General features: G+C 63.8%; 20 protein-coding genes. 7 read left to right on the top strand and 13 right to left on the bottom strand.

Annotated features, from left to right (window positions below):
• The first annotated feature begins 140 nt into the window (after positions 1–140).
• Positions 141–566, top strand: a complete 426-nt coding sequence (locus SVXhr_RS01600) for a hypothetical protein (protein ID WP_275738901.1) — start codon at positions 141–143, stop codon at positions 564–566.
• A gap of 41 nt (positions 567–607) precedes the next feature.
• Here the strand turns inward: SVXhr_RS01600 and cofH are convergent, their stop codons facing one another.
• Positions 608–1,963: a 7,8-didemethyl-8-hydroxy-5-deazariboflavin synthase subunit CofH gene (cofH, locus tag SVXhr_RS01595; protein WP_275738899.1), complete on the bottom strand. Its 1,356-nt coding sequence runs from the start codon at positions 1,961–1,963 to the stop codon at positions 608–610.
• Between the two features lie 134 nt (positions 1,964–2,097).
• Between cofH and SVXhr_RS01590 the strand changes: the two genes are divergently transcribed.
• Positions 2,098–3,684 carry an MATE family efflux transporter gene (locus tag SVXhr_RS01590; protein WP_275738897.1) on the top strand — a complete coding sequence of 529 codons (1,587 nt, stop codon included), beginning with the start codon at positions 2,098–2,100 and terminating at the stop codon, positions 3,682–3,684.
• 24 nt (positions 3,685–3,708) lie between these two features.
• Here the strand turns inward: SVXhr_RS01590 and SVXhr_RS01585 are convergent, their stop codons facing one another.
• The 8 genes from SVXhr_RS01585 to SVXhr_RS01550 form a co-directional block, all read right to left on the bottom strand.
• Positions 3,709–4,074 carry a hypothetical protein gene (locus SVXhr_RS01585; protein ID WP_275738895.1) on the bottom strand — a complete coding sequence of 122 codons (366 nt, stop codon included), beginning with the start codon at positions 4,072–4,074 and terminating at the stop codon, positions 3,709–3,711.
• Positions 4,075–4,150: 76 nt separating this feature from the next.
• Positions 4,151–5,071 (bottom strand): hypothetical protein, encoded by a 921-nt coding sequence (locus SVXhr_RS01580; protein ID WP_275738893.1) that lies wholly within the window; start codon positions 5,069–5,071, stop codon positions 4,151–4,153.
• Entirely contained in the window at positions 5,068–5,610 is a 543-nt protein-coding gene (locus tag SVXhr_RS01575) for a signal peptidase I (protein ID WP_275738891.1), read from the bottom strand. Before SVXhr_RS01575 ends, SVXhr_RS01580 begins: the two co-directional genes overlap by 4 nt.
• Positions 5,611–5,669: 59 nt before the next feature.
• Positions 5,670–6,209, bottom strand: a complete 540-nt coding sequence (locus SVXhr_RS01570) for a TasA family protein (RefSeq protein WP_275738889.1) — start codon at positions 6,207–6,209, stop codon at positions 5,670–5,672.
• Between the two features lie 500 nt (positions 6,210–6,709).
• The gene (locus SVXhr_RS01565; protein ID WP_275738887.1) at positions 6,710–7,741 is read right to left on the bottom strand and encodes a sodium:calcium antiporter; all 1,032 of its coding nucleotides are present in this window, start codon (positions 7,739–7,741) and stop codon (positions 6,710–6,712) included.
• Between the two features lie 44 nt (positions 7,742–7,785).
• Positions 7,786–9,702, bottom strand: coding sequence for an NAD-binding protein (locus SVXhr_RS01560; protein WP_275740851.1), 1,917 nt, complete (start codon positions 9,700–9,702; stop codon positions 7,786–7,788).
• A 105-nt stretch (positions 9,703–9,807) separates the two neighbouring features.
• A complete protein-coding gene (locus SVXhr_RS01555) occupies positions 9,808–10,716 on the bottom strand; it encodes an MBL fold metallo-hydrolase (RefSeq protein ID WP_275738885.1) in 909 nt (302 codons plus the stop codon).
• 116 nt (positions 10,717–10,832) lie between these two features.
• Complete coding sequence (locus SVXhr_RS01550; protein WP_275738883.1) at positions 10,833–10,982, bottom strand: 50S ribosomal protein L40e; 150 nt, start codon at positions 10,980–10,982, stop codon at positions 10,833–10,835.
• A 95-nt stretch (positions 10,983–11,077) separates the two neighbouring features.
• Here SVXhr_RS01550 and SVXhr_RS01545 point away from each other — a divergent pair, with 95 nt between their 5' ends.
• Complete coding sequence (locus SVXhr_RS01545) at positions 11,078–12,121, top strand: hypothetical protein (RefSeq protein ID WP_275738880.1); 1,044 nt, start codon at positions 11,078–11,080, stop codon at positions 12,119–12,121.
• Between the two features lie 19 nt (positions 12,122–12,140).
• Here the strand turns inward: SVXhr_RS01545 and SVXhr_RS01540 are convergent, their stop codons facing one another.
• Entirely contained in the window at positions 12,141–12,641 is a 501-nt protein-coding gene (locus SVXhr_RS01540) for a DUF367 family protein (protein ID WP_275738878.1), read from the bottom strand.
• Between the two features lie 127 nt (positions 12,642–12,768).
• On the opposite strand from SVXhr_RS01540, the gene SVXhr_RS01535 reads away from it, so the two are divergent.
• Positions 12,769–14,226: a redoxin domain-containing protein gene (locus SVXhr_RS01535; protein ID WP_275738876.1), complete on the top strand. Its 1,458-nt coding sequence runs from the start codon at positions 12,769–12,771 to the stop codon at positions 14,224–14,226.
• 83 nt (positions 14,227–14,309) lie between these two features.
• Positions 14,310–14,648 (top strand): nuclear transport factor 2 family protein, encoded by a 339-nt coding sequence (locus tag SVXhr_RS01530; protein ID WP_275738874.1) that lies wholly within the window; start codon positions 14,310–14,312, stop codon positions 14,646–14,648.
• Here SVXhr_RS01530 and SVXhr_RS01525 read toward each other — a convergent pair whose 3' ends face one another.
• A complete protein-coding gene (locus tag SVXhr_RS01525) occupies positions 14,649–15,068 on the bottom strand; it encodes a hypothetical protein (protein ID WP_275738872.1) in 420 nt (139 codons plus the stop codon).
• Between the two features lie 116 nt (positions 15,069–15,184).
• Here SVXhr_RS01525 and SVXhr_RS01520 point away from each other — a divergent pair, with 116 nt between their 5' ends.
• Positions 15,185–15,424, top strand: a complete 240-nt coding sequence (locus tag SVXhr_RS01520; RefSeq protein ID WP_275738870.1) for an antitoxin VapB family protein — start codon at positions 15,185–15,187, stop codon at positions 15,422–15,424.
• Positions 15,421–15,813, top strand: a complete 393-nt coding sequence (locus SVXhr_RS01515; RefSeq protein ID WP_275738868.1) for a type II toxin-antitoxin system VapC family toxin — start codon at positions 15,421–15,423, stop codon at positions 15,811–15,813. Before SVXhr_RS01520 ends, SVXhr_RS01515 begins: the two co-directional genes overlap by 4 nt.
• 33 nt (positions 15,814–15,846) lie before the next feature.
• Here SVXhr_RS01515 and SVXhr_RS01510 read toward each other — a convergent pair whose 3' ends face one another.
• Both SVXhr_RS01510 and SVXhr_RS01505 read right to left on the bottom strand, forming a co-directional pair.
• On the bottom strand, positions 15,847–17,325 hold the full coding sequence (locus SVXhr_RS01510; protein WP_275738866.1) for a Coenzyme F420 hydrogenase/dehydrogenase, beta subunit C-terminal domain: 1,479 nt from the start codon (positions 17,323–17,325) through the stop codon (positions 15,847–15,849).
• Positions 17,318–19,141, bottom strand: coding sequence for a ferredoxin--nitrite reductase (locus SVXhr_RS01505; RefSeq protein ID WP_275738864.1), 1,824 nt, complete (start codon positions 19,139–19,141; stop codon positions 17,318–17,320). Before SVXhr_RS01505 ends, SVXhr_RS01510 begins: the two co-directional genes overlap by 8 nt.
• Between the last annotated feature and the right edge of the window lie 34 nt (positions 19,142–19,175).

The following is a 19,175-nucleotide window of genomic DNA, read 5'->3' as shown; positions in this document are numbered from 1 at the left end:
TGGATACAGAGTGGCGAGAGTGACTGATCCGGATGCCATCCGCGCCGAGGATGTGGCCGGCGAGCGGTATCGTGCGGTGCTCGCCTCGCGAGGAGCGATCTGACGGCCACTTTGATACTGGCTCAGCCCGTAGGACGACCATGCGCGAGTCACTCCGATCGGCACTGGCCTGGCAGGCGCTCGCCCTCAGCTGTTACATGGCGGGTATCACCCTCTTCGTCCTCGGGGGCGTCGGGCCGTTTCTCGCCCCGCCGGAGGGGTCGCTTGCGAACCTCACGACCGGGGACATCGCGCTCGTCGCCGGCAGCGTCGTGCTGTTCGCTGCCGGCGGCGCGGCCAGTTGGCAGAGCGGTTGGCGAAACACGTTGCCCGCCGCCTCGCCGTGGGGGACGCAACCCGGCGGATCCCGCGGGGGCTTCCCCGGAGGCGACCGCGAAGCCGACCGCGAACCGCCCACGGTCTACGAAGACGGCGAATTGTACGCCCGCTGCCCGGAGTGTGGGGCGAAAAACGACACGTCCTATGCGTATTGTGGGGAGTGTTCGAGTGAATTGCCACAGCTCTGAGGGGTACCCACACCGCTTGCCGAGTGCGGCCACGACGGGGATCACTCGATCAGCGGCGTCCCGTCAGCTTTGGGCCCGAGTCGCGGGCCGGGCGGCTCGCCACGTATCGGTTCGCGCTGGCGATAGTCAGTCGAGCGTTCGACGGGCCGGCGACCGACCGACCGGATGAGTTCGTCGTAATCCGCGAACGAGCGATACTGGCCGAAGTCCCCGCCAGCGCGGGCGGTGATCTCCTCGGAGAGGATCGTCCCCATGAAGTCGTCCGCGCCACAGGACAGCAGTTTCAGCCCGAACTCGTCGCCGTACTTGACCCACGACGACTGGATGTGCTCGACGTTGTCGAGAAAGAGTCGCGAAACGGCAATCATGAGTTCGTCCTCCGCTCGGGTGGCCCCGCTGTCGACCATCCCGTTCTCGGCCAGGGGCGTGTTCGGGTGGACAAAGGACAGCGGAACGAACTCGGTGATCGCGCCAGTCCGATCCTGAAGATCACGGACCCGTTTCAGGTGCAGCGCCCGATGGGCCTCGTTCTCGACGTGGCCGTACATGATCGTCGAGGTGATATCCAGGCCCACGTCGGCTGCGGCCTCCATCGCCGCGAGCCACTCGCCGGTGTCGATCTTCGCCGGACAGATCACGTCCCGGACTTCGTCGACGAGAATCTCCGCGGCGGTACCCGGGACGCTGTCAAGCCCGGCGTCCTGGAGACGACGATAGACCTCATGGTAGTCCCAGTCGGTGCCCCGACGGGCGTGGGCGGCCTCCTCGGGCGTCATCGAGTGGACGTGAACGCCGCCGACGGACATCGCCTCGATCTGCTCGACGTACGTGCCGGGGTCGGTTGTGTAGGCGTCTGGCGGGCGGTAGTTCACCGTCCCCCGATCCTCGGGATCGACGGCCTCCAGCAGCTCGCGGTGCTCCTCGTCCAAGGCGAAGGCGGGGTGCAACCCCGAGACGGAGGTTACCTCGTAAATGCCGCGCTCGACGGCCTCGGCGACGATCTCGCGGGACTCGGCGGGCGTCTTGGTGAATCCGGGATGATCGTCGGGGCGGTCGGCCCGGAACTGCTCGGCGCTGTCCTTGAAGTTACAGAACAGACAGCCGGTGTCGCAGGCAGTCGTGACGTTGTTGTTGAGGTTGGCGACGACGGTGACGTCCTCGCCGACGACCTCGGCCCGGCGGCGATCGGCCGCTTCGAGCACTGCCTCCTTGCGTTCGCGGTCGATCCCCGGCGAGTCACTGCCGGTCGTCAGTAACTCGATTGCGTCCGCAACGTGCAGTCGCATCCCGTCACGGGCCTTCGCCAGGGCATTCCCGAAGGACTGCTCGCTGGTCGGCTGGTGTGTGAAGTCGAACTCGTCCCGGGGGATGTTCGTTCCCGGTTCGAAAGCGGCCATCGCTAGCATACCCGTGATCGAGTCCCATAACGGCACGGGTCGCGTCGAACGTAGCCGACGTCGAAGACGACACTGCGCTCTGCATGGATCCGGGATCACAACCTTGATTCACCGTTCGACCCTCTCAAACGGAAGTGAGCGATCGTCCGCCACGCGACGAGTCGGATCCGTCCCCCGAAGCCGGGGCCGACGACCCACAGCCGCCGGCGTCAGCCGATGCCAAATCGGACACAAACGCGGGCGATGAAAGCGGGGCAACGGACTCCATCACTGAAGGGGATCTGATCCGGCCGCTGATCGGGCTGGCCTGGCCGATCGTCGTCATCCAGCTGTTGCAGGTCACCTACAACATCGCCGACACACTGTGGCTCGGCCGACTCTCGACGGATGCCGTCGGCGCGATCAGCCTCGCGTTCCCGTTGATCTTCCTGCTGATCGCCGTCGCCGGTGGCTTTACCACCGCAGGAGCGATTCTGGTCGCCCAGTACACCGGCGCGAAAGGCGATCGCTCGGCCGGCCTGGTAACGGGCCAGACCGTCTCGTTCGTCGGATTGTTGTCGGTCGTGATCGGCATCGTCGGGTACTTCTACACCCGGCCTGCGCTCGAACTCCTCCCGAGCGATCCCGAGACTTCGGCGTCTATCATCCCGTTGGCAGCCGATTACATGGAAGTCATCTTCATGGGGATTCCGCTGATGTTCGGGTTTTTCATCTTCTCGGCGCTGATGCGGGGCTACGGCGACACGCGAACCCCGATGTTCGTGATGGTCGTCTCCGTCGGGCTGAACGTCTTCCTCGATCCCTTCTTCATCTTCGGGTTCGCCGGCAACCCCCTGTTCGAATGGCTCAGCCTCGGCGGACTGGAAACGTCGTTACACGCCGCGACCGGCTTCACCGGCCTCGGCATCGAGGGGGCAGCACTGGCGACCATCCTCTCGCGTGGCGTCGGCACGGGAATCGGCCTCTGGCTGTTGTTCGGCACGGGAATCGGCCCCGCCGTCACGTTCGAGCACTTGCGTCCTGACTTCGAGGTCATCGGGGACATCATTCGGCTTGGGACGCCAAGCATGGTGGAGCAGTCGACCAGCGCGCTGGCGATGATTACCCTGACGGCGATGATCGTCACGTTCACGCCGCCGGTCGTGGCCGCCTACGGCTTGGGCAACCGGCTCATCTCGCTGGTCTTCCTGCCGGCGATGGGGCTGGGCCGGGCGATCGACACCATGGTGGGCCAGAATCTCGGAGCCGGTCGGGCCGACCGTGCCTCGCGGGCGACCTGGCTGGCTGCCGGAACCGGCGCGGGCGTGATGGCGGTCGTCGCCATCGTCGCCGTCGCCTTCACCGAACCCATCGTGGCCGCGTTCATGGGTGACGTGCCTGACGCGCCCGCGACGATCGCAAACGGCGTCGAGTACGTCCGGATTCGCTCGGTGGAGTTCGCGTTCATCGGCGTCACGCAGGTGATTCTCGGGGCGTTCCGGGGAGCCGGAAACACCCGGACGGCGATGGTCATCTCGATCCTGACGCTTTGGTTCGGCCGTGTCGGGAGCGTTTACATCCTGGTGTTTCTCTTCGAGTGGGGCGCAACCGGCGTCTGGGTCGGCATGGCGCTTGGTAACATCGTCGGCGCAGCCGTCGGCGTCGCCTGGTTCCTCCGGGGGACCTGGAAGGATCGGTACATCGAAGACCCCGCTATCGACGCCGACAAGACGATCTCGTGAGTTACTGACTCGATACGTCCGCCTTCAGGAAAACAGCAACCCGAGGTTGATGCCGGTGATTACGGTACCGACGATCGCCAGGAAAATCGGCGGGCCGTAAAACAGAAGATAATCGTCTTCGAGGCGACCGGCCCAGATGCTGATGCCGAGACAGGCATACAGGACGAGCAACTTCAGCGCGAGAAACCCACCGCCGCCAAAGAGATCGATCGCGAGGTTGACGAGCGGGTTCGACTCGACGTGAACTCGGCTGAAGTAGGCAATCGTGATCGTCGTGACGATATCGCCGACGCCGTAGGTCCCAAGCGCTAGCAACCACACGTTCCGGAAGCGCTCCTCGTCGAAGGGCGAGCCCTCGAGGTGGAGCCACTCCGGGCGGGCCGTTGCCATACCAGTTCGATCGGACGGCAGTCACTAATCGGTGGCGGCTCAAATATCAATAGCGAGACCTAGATCCCGTCGGGAGTCACTGCCCGACCACAGATTCGCTGTCCGGTGGCTCGATAGTGACGTTCGCGGGCGTGTACGCGATGGTGGTGTATTTCCCAAGAATCTCTGTCGCTGTTACGTCGAGTATCGCCTCGCTGCTGGTCAAGTTGGCCGTCGGCTGGCGGTTCGCTGTTGTGATCGTCGCCTCGTCAAGGGACATATTCCCGACAGATTCGAGTGTGACCTGTCCGTTCCCACCTTCGACGGTGATGGCCGCCCCGGACGCAGTCAACGCACCACCACCCATCCTCGTCGCTCCCAGGACGATATCTCGAGTTTTACTGGTCAATACCGCATTGTGTGCCGAGATCGTCCTCGCACGGAGCGTGATTTCCTTGTTCGTATCGATGGTGATCCCGTCGAGGTCGAGTCCGGCATCCGCCGAGACAGCCACAGTCCCCTTCGTGCTGACCCCCGCATTCGACAGCGTCACTGGGCCCGCCGAGTGAAGAGTGATGGCACCGTTGCCACCGTTCCGTGTCAGGTTCGTGCCGGCCAGATCGATGCCCCCAGTACCGGCATTCAGGTCGATCTCAGCGTTCTTCGTCGTCAGATCTACCTCGGAAGTGATAGTATTCGCCGTGATCGATATGTCGGCTTTCTTCGTAGAGATATCTCCGACGCTCGCCGGAATCACCAGGTCGGCACTTGCGTTGTCGAAGGTCCTCAGCTCATCCGGGTCGACCGGAGCGTCCCCCGGGTTACACTCACCGTTTCCGTTCGTGTCTACACAGGGACCATCACCCGGCACGTCGAAGGATGCGGCCGCCTGTATCGATCCAGTGCCCGTGTCTGCGTCGGAAAATACCCCATAGGTCGTCGCGCCGGCAGTGAATCCGCTGCCGGCGACGAACAGACCGACGATCACCGCGACGACGAGAGCTTTTCGTGGATTCACGACCGCTCGTCCCCCCCGTTGCTGGCGTCTACGTACAGCGACCACGCTTCCGAGACTCCCAGCAGAACCGCCGGGACGATGACGAGTGCGATCACTCCCGTGGTCGAACTGGCGAAGTTGAGTACATACCCGAGCAAGGGGATGTGAAACTGGACGGTCCCGATGACAGCCGAGGCGGCGACGAGTTGCCCATCTGGTTCGTCGTTGGCGTCGCCCTTCGTGCGGAACTGTCGGTTCCCGTCCGCTGTTTCGACATCGACGACCCGATGGGTGATCCGCGTCGTCCCCTCGGCGTTCTCCGAGGCGACGTAGGTTATGACGTTCCCTTCCTCGATGGAATCCGTGGGAACTTCACTGACAAAAACGACCGATCCGGCGTCGATACTCGGCGACATGCTGTCGGAGAGGACGACGTAGCTGTGATCCGCGCCCGCAAGCTGTGGGACCGTCGTCACGAAAACGGCGCCGAAGACGAGCAGGAAAGCAACTACTACCGCGATGGTCCCGAGTTGTCGGCGGTCGATGTCTGCTGGATGCATCAATGCGTCTTTGCTGAATCACGTACCACTCAGCCGCCAGCGAGGCGAATGTGGGGACGTTACGTCTGTTGGGTGGCGTTGAACGTCACTGTGATGTCGACGTCGTCACCCTGAAAGCTGTTGTCAGTATCCCGACCGAGTGTCAGGTTTGCATTCAAAGTGACAGGAACGTCCTCACCGCTTGACAGGGTCGCGACGTCATCGTAGCTTCCCGCCAATTGCGACAGGGTGGATCCCCCGCTGAAACTCCCGACTGACGTGCCATTGACGAGCAAGTCCGCCGATTCGACGTCGAGTTGGTCCGAGAAGGAGGAGTCATCAGTGACATCCACTTCGAGACTCAAGTCGGCCGGGACCCCGGCCGTATACGTCGTCGTAATCGATTGATCCGTACTTTGTGTGGGGTAGAGACCACTAACATTGAAACTCCCGCTAACTGAGTCAAGTTCCAGGTTTCCGGCAGCGATGTTATTGTTCGAAGCCGCTTCGTCGTTGAACAACGCAAACGTCCCGACACCGGCCGCCGCCGCAGCGAGTCCGATGACGAGTATGCTTGCCAGTACGCGCCGTCTCGTGAGTGTGATATCGAAATCCATCATGGTTCGTGTCTATGTTGTGTCCGGCAACCGCTTCTCGGATACTTACAAACGCTACGCACACTTAAATTCCCATACGTATATTCAACAGAAGAAAAAACAAATAAACGAATGATAATTAGAGTGGGACCCGGTTGAAGATGGAGATATACCAGATATAAATTGAACATTGGATATAATATAGGAAGGCACGTGAACACCCACACTAGCGATTCTGACAGTTATATATCAGAAGGTTGCTACTGGCGGATTTCGACGCTGTCCGGCATCGTGATTGGCAGATGAACGGTATCGGACGTGATAACAGCCGTTTCAGCGGTCTTCGAGGCAGTTCGCGAATTCAAGACGCCAACAGCTACCACGTGTATATCATTCCTATTTCATATATCACGTCCATCACGGACGTCCAGAGACACAATGGCTTGCCCACAGCGCGGTCGAAGCCGGGCACGTTACAGCGTTGGTCCCAAGGGCAAGCACTGGGATGGCAATGCTGCTGAGAGCTACGCGTTCGGCAGCAGATCGACCGCGACGCCGACGGTTTCGAGCACGACCCAGCCGACGAACACTCCATAGAGAACAAGGAGGCCAAACGCCTCCTGATCGGACAGCCAGAGGTCCGTCCGAAGCGCAGTGAAGAGCGCGATCGTCGCTGCCGTGAGCACGCCAAACATCGGGACGGCCATCGCGAAGTCGATCGCCGCGTCACCGACGATGAGAACACCGACCGGGATCGCCACCAGCAGATCGAACGTGTTCGAGCCGAGGACGTTCGCCAGCGACGTCACCCCACGGTCCTCCCGTGCGGCGCGGACACTCACCAGCGCATCCGGCAAACTGGTCGCGGCGGCGATGATCGTCACACCCAACATAAACGCGGGAACGCCGAAGGTTTCGCCGAGGGCGGACACCGACTCCACGAGGAAGTGGACGGCAACGACGATCACGACCAGCCCGGCTGCAAGCAAGCCCCACTGTCGACCCGGTTCGATAGCATTGCCATCCGCTGGCGGGACCGTGCTTGCCCGGTGATCGGCGGTGTCCTGGTACTGGATGAAGACGTACAGCCCATACAGTCCGAGTGGAAGGAGTGCAAGCGGCCGGGTGATCGTCCCCGACAGCGCGACACCGTCGACGGGATAGTAGATGACTCCCAGCGCGAACGTGATCAGCAGGACCGAGACCGCGAGCATGTAAAACTGGGCCTCCTTGTAGACGAGCGTCCGGTTGGACTCGATCGGCTCGTCGGTCAAGAGCCCGGCGAGCGCGGGGATGACGAGGACGTTGAAGATCGCCGACCCGACGATCCCGCCGACGCCGAGTGCGAGCGAGCCAGCCAGTCCGGCGACCACGACGGTCGCGAGTTCGGGCATACTCGATCCGACGGCGGCGATCACGGCCCCCTGGACCACCTGCGGGAGTCCGTAATGCGTCGCCAGTCGTTCGCTGGCCCCTTCGAGCCAGCCGCTCCCGAGCCAGATCGCACTCGACGTCAGGAGAATAACCGCCACGTCGATGAGGACACCGGAAGCCATTGTAGTTGGTCACGGCAGTCGCCGGGTTCGGAGCGGTACCTTCCTCATTCCGGATGACAGAACGCCATGCCTTCCCGGACCGCGTCGCTCTCGCCCAGCAGCGTCACCTTGTCGCCGGCCTGGATCGTAAACTCCGCGTTCGGTACGATCGTCTCGCCGTCACGGTTGACGAGCGCGATCAGACACGAGTCTGGAAGTTCCGGCCCGACCTCACGGAGCGTCCGGCCGATCAGATCCTCGCTGGTCACCTCGACTTCCTGGACGTCGCCGACGCGGTCGACGTCCGTCATCCAGTGGGCGATCGCCGGGCGCTCGATCTGGTTGTCGATCGCCCATGCGATCGCCAGCGACGAGGAGATCGTCCGGACGCCCAGGTCCTTGAAGGCCTCGACGTTGTCGGGGTTGTTCGCCCGGGCGATGACGTCTTCGATTTCGAAGTTGGTGCTTGCAAGCTGGGCGACCAGCAGGTTGGTGTCGTCATCGCCAGTCGCGGCGACGACTGTCTTGGCGTTGTTCGCCCCGGACTCCCGTAAGACGTCGGTATCCGTTCCGTCGCCGATGATCGCGGTGAAGCCGTCATTACGGATTTCTTCGACCTGTGTTTCGTCGTCTTCGATGATGACGACGTTCTCTCCACGGGCTTCTAATCGGTCGGCGAGCGCGCGGCCGACTCGGCCGCCGCCCACGATGATGACTCGCATTGGTATCACGTCTAAGTATTGTGCAATGTAGCGTGCCAGGCCCCCCTCGATGACGGCCGTGGTGAGGATGACCAGAAAGACGGTCCCGATGAGCAACTGCGCTTGCTGATCGAGGGTCGCGGCCTGGGCCAGGAGATCGGTCGCCGTCTCGCCGGTTGCCTCAGCGGCCTGAGTCTCTAGATCGGACGATCTGGACTGGAGGTTGATCGCGAACAGCGTCGCGACCGAGGCCGGAATGATCCCCCGTGGGCCGACGAAACTCATGAACGCCCGTTCGCCAAACGTGAACCGGCCGCCAACCGTCGAGACGAACATCAGGAGGGGCCGGATCACCGCTGCAACCGCCACCGCGACGAGGAGTCCGGGCACGCCGACCTCGATGAGGACGTCGAGTTCGAGAATGCCCGCAAGCGTGATGAACACAAATGAAAGCACCAACAGCGTTACGTCGCCCTTGAATGCAGTGATCTCCTCCTCGTAGGGGATGTCCATGTTCCCCAGAATGATACCCGCCGTCGCGGCGGCGGCAACGCCGGCCTCGCCCGAGAGGTAGTTCGCCCCGGCGTAGGCGACGATTGCGCCCGCAAGGACCAACAGTCGGGCGTTCCGGGGGGCGTCCCCCGGCGAGAGGTCGATGTAGCGCAGCAGGTAGTAGACGATGGCGGCGACGATTCCCCCGACGAGTATGCCTTGGCCGAGTCGTTCGGCGAACGCGCTGAGTAACTCGACGGGCGGTGCGCCGCTGAGGACGATCACCTCGAAGACCACGACCGCCGTGATCGCCGCCGTCACGTCGTTGACGATCCCCTCTGTTTCGAGCGCGGCGGCGACGCGGTCGCGGACTGGGACGACCTGCAGGATCGGCGCGATCACCGTCGGCCCCGTCGCCACGAGCAGGGCACCGATCAGAAATGATAGCCCCCAGGTGGTCGTCCCGAAGGCGAACTTGACGGCGACAGCGGTCCCGACCAGGGCGATCCCCGCTCCCAGCGTGACCAGCCGGAACGTCGCCGCCGGTGCCTCGCGTAACCGGTCGATGTGGAGGTGAAAGGCCCCCTCGAAGACGATAATTGCCACCGAAAGGCCGACGATCGCCGAGAGCGGTGCCGCACCGAAGGTTTCGAGCGAGAACAGCCGCGACGGAAGGACCAGCCCGGACAGCGGCCCGATCGCCAGCCCGGCCGCGATGTAGAAAATGATACTCGGAAGGCGCAAGCGCGCGGCCAACAGCTGCGCACCGACGCCAAGCGCGAAGATCATCGCTACCAGCACGACGATCAGATCCGCTCCGCCCGCGCTCACAGAGATACCTCCATACCAGTCAGCACACGCCCGATCGCAATAAAACGGGCGATTCCGGCGGTATCACGCCGTGCTATCCAGGTACGTTAACACACCCCGAACGTTCATCGCCGTTTCGCCTCGCCCTTTCTCCGGCCCCCAGATGTCGCTCGCGGCCGTCTCGCCGGCGAAGTGCTCGACGACGGCTGCATCCGAACCAAGTTCGTCTCGAGTCGCTGCCACGGCCTGGACCCAATCACTCAACGTTCGGGCATAGGCGTCCAGCTGATCGGTCAGCAGTGCCGGCCCGAAATGCGAGTACAGTAGGGTTCCCGGGTTCACGTCCTGGATCGTCTCGACATCCCGCAGCGCCTGCTCCAGGTCGAAGTCCGGCGGCGGCGAAGACGGTTCGACCTGATCGCGCTCGGGGGCGTACAACCCGGCGGCGTCACCCGTGAAGACGGCGTCGTTTTCGGGGTCTTCATAGACGACCTGGTGAGGGGCGTGTCCCGGGGCGTGATGGGCGATCAGGGCGTGCTCGCCGAGGCCGATCCGGTCGCCGTCCGCGATCGGCTGGATGCAATCTTCGGGCACGGGTTCCGGTTCGACGTAGTGGGTGATCTGGTCGCCGACGGCTTGCTTGGTCCCCGCCCAGAGCCGCCCGGGGTCGGCCAGATGCGGCGCACCGATCTCGTGGACCACGAACGTCGCGTTCGGACACGCCTCGGCCAAAAAGCCAGCCCCGCCGGCGTGATCGAGATGGACGTGCGTCACCGCGATCACTTCGATCTCCTCGGGAGCCAGTCCCACTTCCGTCAGTGCATCGAGGATACGATCGGCGTGGGTTCCGATACCGGTTTCGACGATCGCCGGTCGCGCGGCGTCGAGGATATACACCGATCCGTACTGACTCACCTCGTACATGCCAGTGTCGACGACCCACAGATCGGTACACGAACCGGTCGCTACCTGCCTGACATCGCCGATTCCCATACAGAATCGTGAGTCGTCAAAAGAGAAAGCACTTCTGACTCGGGAGCGCTCGGTCGACAGCCGACTCCGGTCTCGGAGTGCGTGGCCTGGCTCTCCCCGGTGCAGGAGTAGCGCGGTTAGGCGTTGCGGGGTTCCTTGGCTTTCGGGCGAAGGTTGCCGTAGCCACACTTCCGGCATTGGTCGGCGCGCTCGGGGTTGCGGGCGTTACAGCGCATGCAGATCTGCTTGTCGAGGGTTCGCCCCTCCGCTTTGTCGAATTGAGCCATATGGGCTGGCTTGCCGGTGTGGGCGTTTAACGTTTGCGAGATGCGGCCCCGACTCGCGACCCATCGCTTATACCGCTTCGCTCACAGAAAGCGGTATGGACTACGGGCGGGTTGCCGACCTCTCGGTGACGATCGACGACGTCGAATTACAACAGCGCGAACAGGACACGTCGAGCGGATTTACGCGAACGACGACGACGGTACTGCTCCGGGGAGACGGCCACGTCGGCCGCGGCGAAGACGTGACCTACGACGGCGAGGACCACCACGCACTCGCCGAGTCCGGGCCGTTTCCCCTCGAAGGCGCATACACGTTCGGTTCCTTTGCCGACACCGTCGCGTCGATGGATCTCTTTCCGAGCGGCCCGCAACGACCGCCATCCCGGCGATATCGGCGGTGGGCCCTCGAGAGTGCGGCGCTCGATCTTGGGCTCGCCCAAGCGGGGCTCGATCTCGGTGACGTGTTCGAGCGGTCGTACGACCCGGTCCGGTTCGTCGTCAGCACCGCCCTCGGTGAGTCTCCCTCCTTCGACCGGATCGCCCGGTTGCGTGACGCGTATCCGGACGTCGAACTCAAACTCGACCCGACGCCGGAGTGGACCGCCGAGTTGATCGATCGGCTCGCCGCGACCGACGCCGTCCGGATTCTGGATCTGAAGGGGCAATATGCCCACGCCGATGTCCATCAGCCGCCGAACGTATCGCTCTACGAGCGGGTCTTCGGTGCCTTCCCGACGGCAGTCGTCGAAGATCCGGCCGCGAGCGAAGAGACACAGCCGTTGCTTGCCGAACATGCCAACCGCCTCTCGTGGGACGTCCCAGTCACGAGCGTCGAATCCCTCAAATCAGTCTCCTTCGAGCCGCGGTGGGTCAACATCAAACCCTCCCGGATCGGCAGCGTCGAAGGCCTCTGTGACGTCGTTTCGTACTGTCTGGACAACGATATCACGATGTACGGTGGCGGGCAGTTCGAACTCGGCGTCGGCCGGACACAGATCCAGGCGCTGGCGTCGCTGTTCTACCCTGACGGCCCGAACGACGTCGCGCCGAGCGCGTTCAACGACCCCGATGTCGAAGGCGGTCTCCCCGAAAGCCCGCTCGATCCGCCGGAGCCGACGCCCGGCTTTGGCACGCACTGAGCGACATGCCGCTATCGTTCTAGTCCGACTCCTCGACGAGATACTCCTCCTGAACCGCGACGACCTCGCTTGAGTCCTCGCAAGCCGCGTACCGTTCGAGTGGCTCGGCGTTGAGTTCCAGAAACGTGTGGCCCCATCGGAACTTCGAGAGGATGCGTTCGGCGTGGTCGCGCTCGCCGAGGATGACCAGCCCGCCGGCCAGCGCCTCGACGGTGTTCAACTGGAAGGGCGTCCCGTAGTTGACGGGATTGGCAGCGACCAGGAAGGGTAAGGACCGCTGGACGCCCGCGAAGTCGAAAGCCTCGCGCTCGGCGGTCTCCCACGAGCAATCGAGGGCGATCAACCGGTCGTGGTCGGCGTCGGCCGGCGAGAGTGCACGGTCGGCGAAGGGGTTGAGAACCACTCCCGCCGGGGTCACCCGGGCTGACCGATGGAGGGTGACCATGTCCATCCGGTCGAGTTTCCGGGCCGTGCACTTCTCGGGGTCGTCGTCGCCCTCGTAGCGGACGTGTAGCTCCACGGACGACGTAGCGGCCACCAACCCAAAAGCACCTCGAAGACGGCGACGAAAGATCCCCTGATCGGGGCGTCTTCAGGCGACGAAAGCACGGGGTACCCTTATGCCGCCGGCTTTACAACGTTTGGTCATGCTGTCGTCCGGGGAAAAGCCGCCTGCGTTTACGCTCCCTGCCGCTGTGGAGGGCGACATCGAGTCGGTGTCGCTGGACGAGTACCTCGGCGATCGGATCGTCATTCTGGCGTTCTATCCAGGCGACTTCAATCCGGCCTGTGGCAAGGAGAGCGACCTCGACGAGTTGGATCTGTTCACGATGCAACCGGATGTCGCCGTGATCGGGATCGCGCCGGACACGGTGTTCAGCCACCGGGCGTTCGCCGAGGAGTACGATCTCGCGATCCCGCTGGCTGCGGACACCCGCGGCGAGGTAGCGGACGCCTACGGCGTCAGCTTCGAGGACGACCACGGTCAGCACCTGACCGAGCGGGCGGTGTTCGTCATCGATCTGGACGGCGTCGTTCAGTATACCTGGTCGACCCGCGAGCTCCGGGAAGTCCCGCCGACCGAACCGATCCAGCGAGCGGTCGGCGACATCGGCGGTGACGCGGCGGCTGTCTCGCGGTATCGTGTCGCCCACGCCCACTACATCGAAGGCCGGCGGGCGTTTACGAGTGCGATGGGTGAGTTCGAGGCCCACGACTGGATGGTCTCACGGGGGGACTTCGATCGCGCCCGCGAGGAGTTCACGACCGCCACGGACCAGTTCGCCTCGGCCGGCCGGTTCGTCGACGACGGCGATCTCTCCGATCACTTCGAACGTGCCCGGCGGAAAGCAAACGCGCTCTGGCAGGCCGCCGACTGGCTCGCCGAGGCGGCCGACGCCTTCTCCAGTGGGGACGGCGAGGAGGGCAACGCCTACCGCGAGGACGCCGAATCACCCTTAGAGACAGCCCGAAACCTGGCGGAACCGCTCGATCCGGACGACATCACCGTCGAGGATGACGTGGTGACCATCGATCCCGATGCACTCGAGGATGACGACACGGTCTCCGCGATGGAGGCGATTCGGTCGGGGATGGACGAGGGGACGGCGGCCGGCGGTGTCGAGCTTGAACTCGACGAAGTGACGATCGAGACCGGGGATGACGACGACCTGCCGGACCAGGACGGCCCGAATACCGAGACCGCAAGGCGGATGCGCGAATACGCCGGGGCCGGAATGGAAATCGACGACCCCGACGGCGCCGAGGACGACCAGATCGCCGACGCACTGGCCGAGGCTGACGAGGCCGAGGACCCGGCCGACGGGACCGACGCCGCGCCGAGCGAGGCGGGGAGACCGGAGACGTCCATCGACGACGTGCCCGAACAGTCCCACCCGGACGGGACGGCCGCGGGCGACCGGCCGGCCGAGGAGGGCGAGGGAGCCGGTCGGGACAGTGCAGCGGCCGAGGACGCTGGGGCAGGCGAGGACTCCGAAGCGAGCGAGGGCGACGCTGCCGACGCCGAAACGGACGTGACCGAGGAAGAGATCGAGGAGATCGCCGAGGAGTTGCAGTCCCAGAACGGCGAGGACGGACAGTCCTGAGCGGCCGCCGCTTCCCGAGTGGGTCTCGAAAGGCCGTCCACCCGAGTCGAGAGGCCCTTGTGTCCAGTCGTCGTGGGTCGAGTATGCCCACTGACGATCCCGCAGACCGCGTGCGATCGTTCTATGACGCCTTGGACGACCACGACTACGATCAGTTGACGTCGCTGCTCGCGTCCGACTTCGTCCACGACCGTCCGGGACTCACCCTCGACGGACGCGACCGCTTCGTCCAGTTCATGCGGGAGGAGCGACCGAACCGGGAGACGAGCCACCCGATCGACGCGATCTATCGCGACGGTGACGGCGAACTCGCCGTCCGTGGCCGGCTCCTCGACGACGACGGCGAGGAAATCGCTGCCTTCGTGGATGTCTTCGGATTCGGCAATGACGGGATCGAATCGGTGCGGACGTACACCAGGTAGTCAATGAGCACCCGCACCCGGGTCGGTTTTGACGACCCTGTCGAGTCCCTCCCGAAGCCGTCGGCTTGTCTCCAGCGGCCCCCAGTGGAACGCGACCACGAAGCTGATCGCGAGAATGGCAACCTGTGTGGGAAAATACAGCCACGACCAGCCTGGGACGAACAACCACCAGAAGGCAACCGGCTGGAGAAATACTCTCACGCCCAGGAACGCGAACGCATTCCCGACGCACGGTCGCCGATCAACGACATCCATCACAGCGAGGACGACTGCAACCAAAGTGGCTCGCGGCACGCTGGGACCGACGGCCAGACTTATCAACGCCCAGACCACGAGCAGTTTGACGTACTCCGCCGTCTCGGCGGCAAAGAGACGAGCAATCTGGCCCGCCGTGGTCGACTCGCTCGAAAGCAGCGACACTACCACGTTATTTTCGATTGATACAATTAGATGTTCGGGATAACGAAGGACGCCTTCCGTACCAAACCATCAATCGACACGTATTTTTAAGTATGTACATACACAACTGTGTATTAATGGCGACGAAAACCATTTCGCTGGACGAGGAGGCCTACGAGCGTCTCCGGGCAGAAAAACACGAGGGGGAAAGCTTTAGCGACGTCGTCAAGCGACTGGCCGGTGAACGGTCTTGGTCGGAAGTCGCTGGAATCTGGGAGGGCAAAACCGACGATCTGGAAGCAGCTATCGAGCGGGGTCGCGCTCGATCGCGTGAACGACGTCGGGAATCCGTCGAAGAGAGCCACGGGAAGAAATGATTCAGGACACGTCGTTCGTCGTCGACATCATCCGGGGAGACGAGGGTGCATTCGAGGCGGTGAGGCGGATGGAACGCGAGCGCATCCCCGAGAAGCTTTCGGCAGTCACCGTCCTGGAGCTCTACGAGGGTGTCGCCCAGTCGGGACGGCCTGAAGACGAACGGACGGCCGTCCTGGAAGTGCTTGATTCGAAAGTCGTCGTCCCGGCGGATCAGGACGTGATGCGACGGGCTGGTCAGATATCCGGCCAACTCGCCGCCAACGGTGAGCGGATCGATCGTGAGGATTGCGTGATCGCTGCGACGGCCCTGCTCGAAGACGAACCCGTCCTGACGCGGAACCGGGAACACTTCGAACGGATCGAAAAGGTGGACGTGCAAACGTACTGAGCCCCAAGGGATACCACCTCTTTCGACTGTCGGTCAGTGCCCCTCGTCATGAGGATTCATGGTCGTCCCGTAGTCCTCGACGTGGTCGGTGTACTCGATGAATCGCGGCGCGTCGGGGTCGAACGGTCGATCCAGCGCATCGAAGGCCTTCTTCTTGTCCCAGGACTGCAGGCCGCCGACGGCCGAGCGGTCCTCCAGGTCGTGGTAGTCCAGATCGTCCTTCGTCAGGTTCCAGGCGTCCAACCCTGTCTCGGTGCGGACGATCACTGAGGAGTACTCGTCGCTCGACCCCACGGAGCCGACCGTCAGATCAGCACAGTAGCCCATGAAGTCCGCACACTCGTCACAGCCTTTCAGCGCGGCGTCGTGGAAGTTCTCGACGTCCTCGTCGACGATCAACTCGCCGTCGTGGTCGTAGACCATCAGCTTCCCGTCGAGGACGTCCATCTTGCCCACGTTGTCGAGGTCGATGTCGCGCTGCTCGACGAGTTGCTCGCCCATCAGGCGCTCGTAGTTGAAGTTCTTCGTACACATGAGCGCGATGGCGTAGTCGATCGCCCGGACGCCCTCCTCGTGGCTGCCGTACTCCCACTCGAAGTCCTGCAGCGCCCGGATCCCCTCGATCTCGCAGGGAGTACCCACGAGGGCAAGTGAGGCGTCCTCGATCGGCCCGTCGATCTTGTGATCCCACTGCTGCAAGTCGAGGTTGCCGAGTGCCATCGTCTGGGTGTAGATCGAGCCCGCGTTTGCGATACACTCCTCCGGTGTCGTGGCGAGGAAGGCCTCGGCCTTCCAGGGATCCTCGTCGCTCTCCGTGGCGATGAGCGCGCCGTCGATCTCGCCAGCCTCCAGCAGGTGGCACAGCACGCTCGTGACGAGCCCGCCGTCCTGGGCGTTCTCCCGCCAGTCGTCCTCGACCTTCGCCGAGAACTCGGTGATCGGATCGCCGGCCCCGGAGACGTTGTCGTCGCCGCCGGTGATCTTCCACTGGCGTTCGTACCGGAGGCCACCGCGGGGACAGAAGTCCCAGCACAGCGAGCAGCCGGTGCACATCTTGACGAGTTCGGGGAGGCCATTTTCGTCGACGCCGATGGAGTCGCTGGGACACGAGGCGACGCAGGTGCCACACTGGATGCACCGCCCGTCGTCGATCACGGCGTCATCGAGTTCCATAAACCACGTCTTCTCGTCGGGCGTCTCGATATCGCTCATCCGCGAGCGGATCTCGTACGAGGGGGTGTCGAGTTCGAGGTGTTCCTCGCCGGGTCGCTGGACGCGCTGGTCGGGCGGCGTCTCGTAGACGTCCTGGCTCGCCTCGGCGGTGGGTTCGGTAAACTCGGTGTCCCGAAGCTGGCCGTGCTCGTCGACGTTCGCTGGCTTCGAGCCACCGTCTGACCGGACATCGGCCGTTCCGCCCGATGTGCTCTGTCCGCCACAGCTACAGGCGTCGCCCTGGTCACGTTCCGACTCGTCGCGACCGCCAGGGACGCCCGGCAGCGGGTCATCAGTCATCACTCGACCCCCGGCCGCCCGTCTCCTGGGCGACCCCGGCCGCGACGGGCGCGTCGGCCCGCTGCATGATCGTCCGAAGGCGATCGTTCTCGACCCGGCGACACCAGGCGTAGAACCGTTCGCCCTCATCGCGCTCCTCGGTGTAGGCCGCGAACAGTTCCTCCAGGGCGGGAATCACCGCCCGCGCCGGCACGGCCGTCTCGACCCAGTCGAGGAACTCGTTGTCGGTCCCGAGCGCGCCGCCCAGGCCGAAGTCCATCCCCTCGACGATCGCGTCGCCCTCGAAATTTGTCGAATCCTCGGGGTCTCGCGGTTGGTCACCGCTCGACCGTTCCGAGGCGCTTCGCGCCTCGTGCTCGTCGACCTTCACCGTCTCGCCGCGGAACCCGATGTCGGCGATCTGTGGCTGAGCGCAGGAGGCCGAACAGCCGGACATGTGCATCCGGACGACATCGAGGTCGTCTGGCGTCTCGATCCGGCGGTCGAGGGCTTTCGCCCACTTGTAGACGCGATTCTTCGTCTCGATGATGCCGTAATTGCAGAACTCCGAGCCGGTACAGCCGACCGCGCCCCGCGAGAAGGGTCCGGGGTCGGGGCTGTACTTCCGGGCGAACGGCTCGGCCATGAGGTCGCCGACGTTCTCGGCCGGAATGTGGGTGATCAGGAAGTTCTGGTCGGTCGCCAGCCGGATCGAGGCGTCGTCGGTGCCGTATTTCTTCGCCGCGCGGGCGACCTCGACGAACTCCTCGCCGCTCATCCGGCCCGCGATGACGTTGAAGCCGACGTACTTCAGGCCGTCCTGTTTCTGGTCGTGGACGCCGACGTGGTCGCCGGCGTAGCCCTCGGTGAGGTCGACGCCGCTCTCCGGGAGATCGACGCTACAGCGCCGTCGGACCGCCGCCTCGAACTCCTCGGTGCCGAGCTGCTCGACAAGGTAGCGCATCCGGCAGACGCCGCGATTCGACCGATCGCCCAGCTCCTTGAACGTCTGGGCGATGGCGCGACAGAACTCGACAGCGTCTTCGGGTGGAACAAAGACATCCATCTGGGTGGCCATCCGCGGGCCATCGGAGAGCCCGCCGCCGACCTTGCAGTGGAAGCCGTAGATGTCGGTGCCACCGTCGGACGAGTCCGACGAGCCTCCGGCTTCGCCGGAGACATCCACTTCCTTCCGGGCCGGCGTCAGGCCGACGTCGTTGATCTGGGACTGGCCACAATCGTGGGCACAGCCGGTGATCGTCATCTTGAACTTCCGGGGCAGGTTGGCGTACTCCCGGTTCTCCGTGAAGAACTCGTTGACGGCGTCGATCACGGGCTGGGCGTCGAAACACTCGTGGTCGTCGAGTCCGGCGGCCGGACACCCCAGGACGTTCCGCGCGGAGTCGCCACACCCCTGGACCGTCGTCAGGCCGACCTCGTCGTAGGTCGCCCAGATGTCGGGGACGTCCTCGACCTCGATCCAGTGCATCTGGATGTCCTGGCGCGTCGTGATGTCCAAATAGGCGTCACCCCAGATTTCGTTCTGGTCCTCGCCACCGTGTTCGGCTGGAGCGGTGGCGTATTCCTCGGCCACCTCGCCGATCACCTCGGCCTGCTCGGGCGTGAGGTACCCGCCGGGGACCTTCGTCCGCTTCATGAAGAAATCGTCGTGCTCACCGTGGGCGTACAGCCCGGCCCACTTCAGGCGCTCCCACTCGCCGTCGCCGGCGCGGTCCTCGATCTCGTCGAAGGAGAGCCCACCCGCCGCGTACTCGGTGACGTCCTCGATGACGTCGAGCGGGTGTTTCTCCTGTTTCCACTGTTCGACTGTATTCATTTATCTGACAGGTCATACTGTACCCGCACGGATA

Origin of the sequence: Halorhabdus sp. SVX81, from assembly GCF_029207715.1 — an archaeon.
GTDB lineage: Archaea > Halobacteriota > Halobacteria > Halobacteriales > Haloarculaceae > Halorhabdus.
Note: the sequence above shows the minus strand (reverse complement) of the source record. Positions and strands in the feature narration are given on the sequence as shown.

What these genes read in the sequence shown, in the direction of transcription:
- SVXhr_RS01600 (WP_275738901.1), top strand. Translation starts at nt 141, where the DNA reads ATGCGCGAGTCACTCCGATCGGCACTGGCCTGGCAGGCGCTCGCCCTC.
- cofH (WP_275738899.1), bottom strand. Translation starts at nt 1,963, where the DNA reads ATGGCCGCTTTCGAACCGGGAACGAACATCCCCCGGGACGAGTTCGAC.
- SVXhr_RS01585 (WP_275738895.1), bottom strand. Translation starts at nt 4,074, where the DNA reads ATGGCAACGGCCCGCCCGGAGTGGCTCCACCTCGAGGGCTCGCCCTTC.
- SVXhr_RS01575 (WP_275738891.1), bottom strand. Translation starts at nt 5,610, where the DNA reads ATGCATCCAGCAGACATCGACCGCCGACAACTCGGGACCATCGCGGTA.
- SVXhr_RS01570 (WP_275738889.1), bottom strand. Translation starts at nt 6,209, where the DNA reads ATGATGGATTTCGATATCACACTCACGAGACGGCGCGTACTGGCAAGC.
- SVXhr_RS01565 (WP_275738887.1), bottom strand. Translation starts at nt 7,741, where the DNA reads ATGGCTTCCGGTGTCCTCATCGACGTGGCGGTTATTCTCCTGACGTCG.
- SVXhr_RS01560 (WP_275740851.1), bottom strand. Translation starts at nt 9,702, where the DNA reads ATGATCTTCGCGCTTGGCGTCGGTGCGCAGCTGTTGGCCGCGCGCTTG.
- SVXhr_RS01555 (WP_275738885.1), bottom strand. Translation starts at nt 10,716, where the DNA reads ATGGGAATCGGCGATGTCAGGCAGGTAGCGACCGGTTCGTGTACCGAT.
- SVXhr_RS01550 (WP_275738883.1), bottom strand. Translation starts at nt 10,982, where the DNA reads ATGGCTCAATTCGACAAAGCGGAGGGGCGAACCCTCGACAAGCAGATC.
- SVXhr_RS01545 (WP_275738880.1), top strand. Translation starts at nt 11,078, where the DNA reads ATGGACTACGGGCGGGTTGCCGACCTCTCGGTGACGATCGACGACGTC.
- SVXhr_RS01535 (WP_275738876.1), top strand. Translation starts at nt 12,769, where the DNA reads ATGCTGTCGTCCGGGGAAAAGCCGCCTGCGTTTACGCTCCCTGCCGCT.
- SVXhr_RS01530 (WP_275738874.1), top strand. Translation starts at nt 14,310, where the DNA reads ATGCCCACTGACGATCCCGCAGACCGCGTGCGATCGTTCTATGACGCC.
- SVXhr_RS01520 (WP_275738870.1), top strand. Translation starts at nt 15,185, where the DNA reads ATGGCGACGAAAACCATTTCGCTGGACGAGGAGGCCTACGAGCGTCTC.
- SVXhr_RS01515 (WP_275738868.1), top strand. Translation starts at nt 15,421, where the DNA reads ATGATTCAGGACACGTCGTTCGTCGTCGACATCATCCGGGGAGACGAG.
- SVXhr_RS01510 (WP_275738866.1), bottom strand. Translation starts at nt 17,325, where the DNA reads ATGACTGATGACCCGCTGCCGGGCGTCCCTGGCGGTCGCGACGAGTCG.
- SVXhr_RS01505 (WP_275738864.1), bottom strand. Translation starts at nt 19,141, where the DNA reads ATGAATACAGTCGAACAGTGGAAACAGGAGAAACACCCGCTCGACGTC.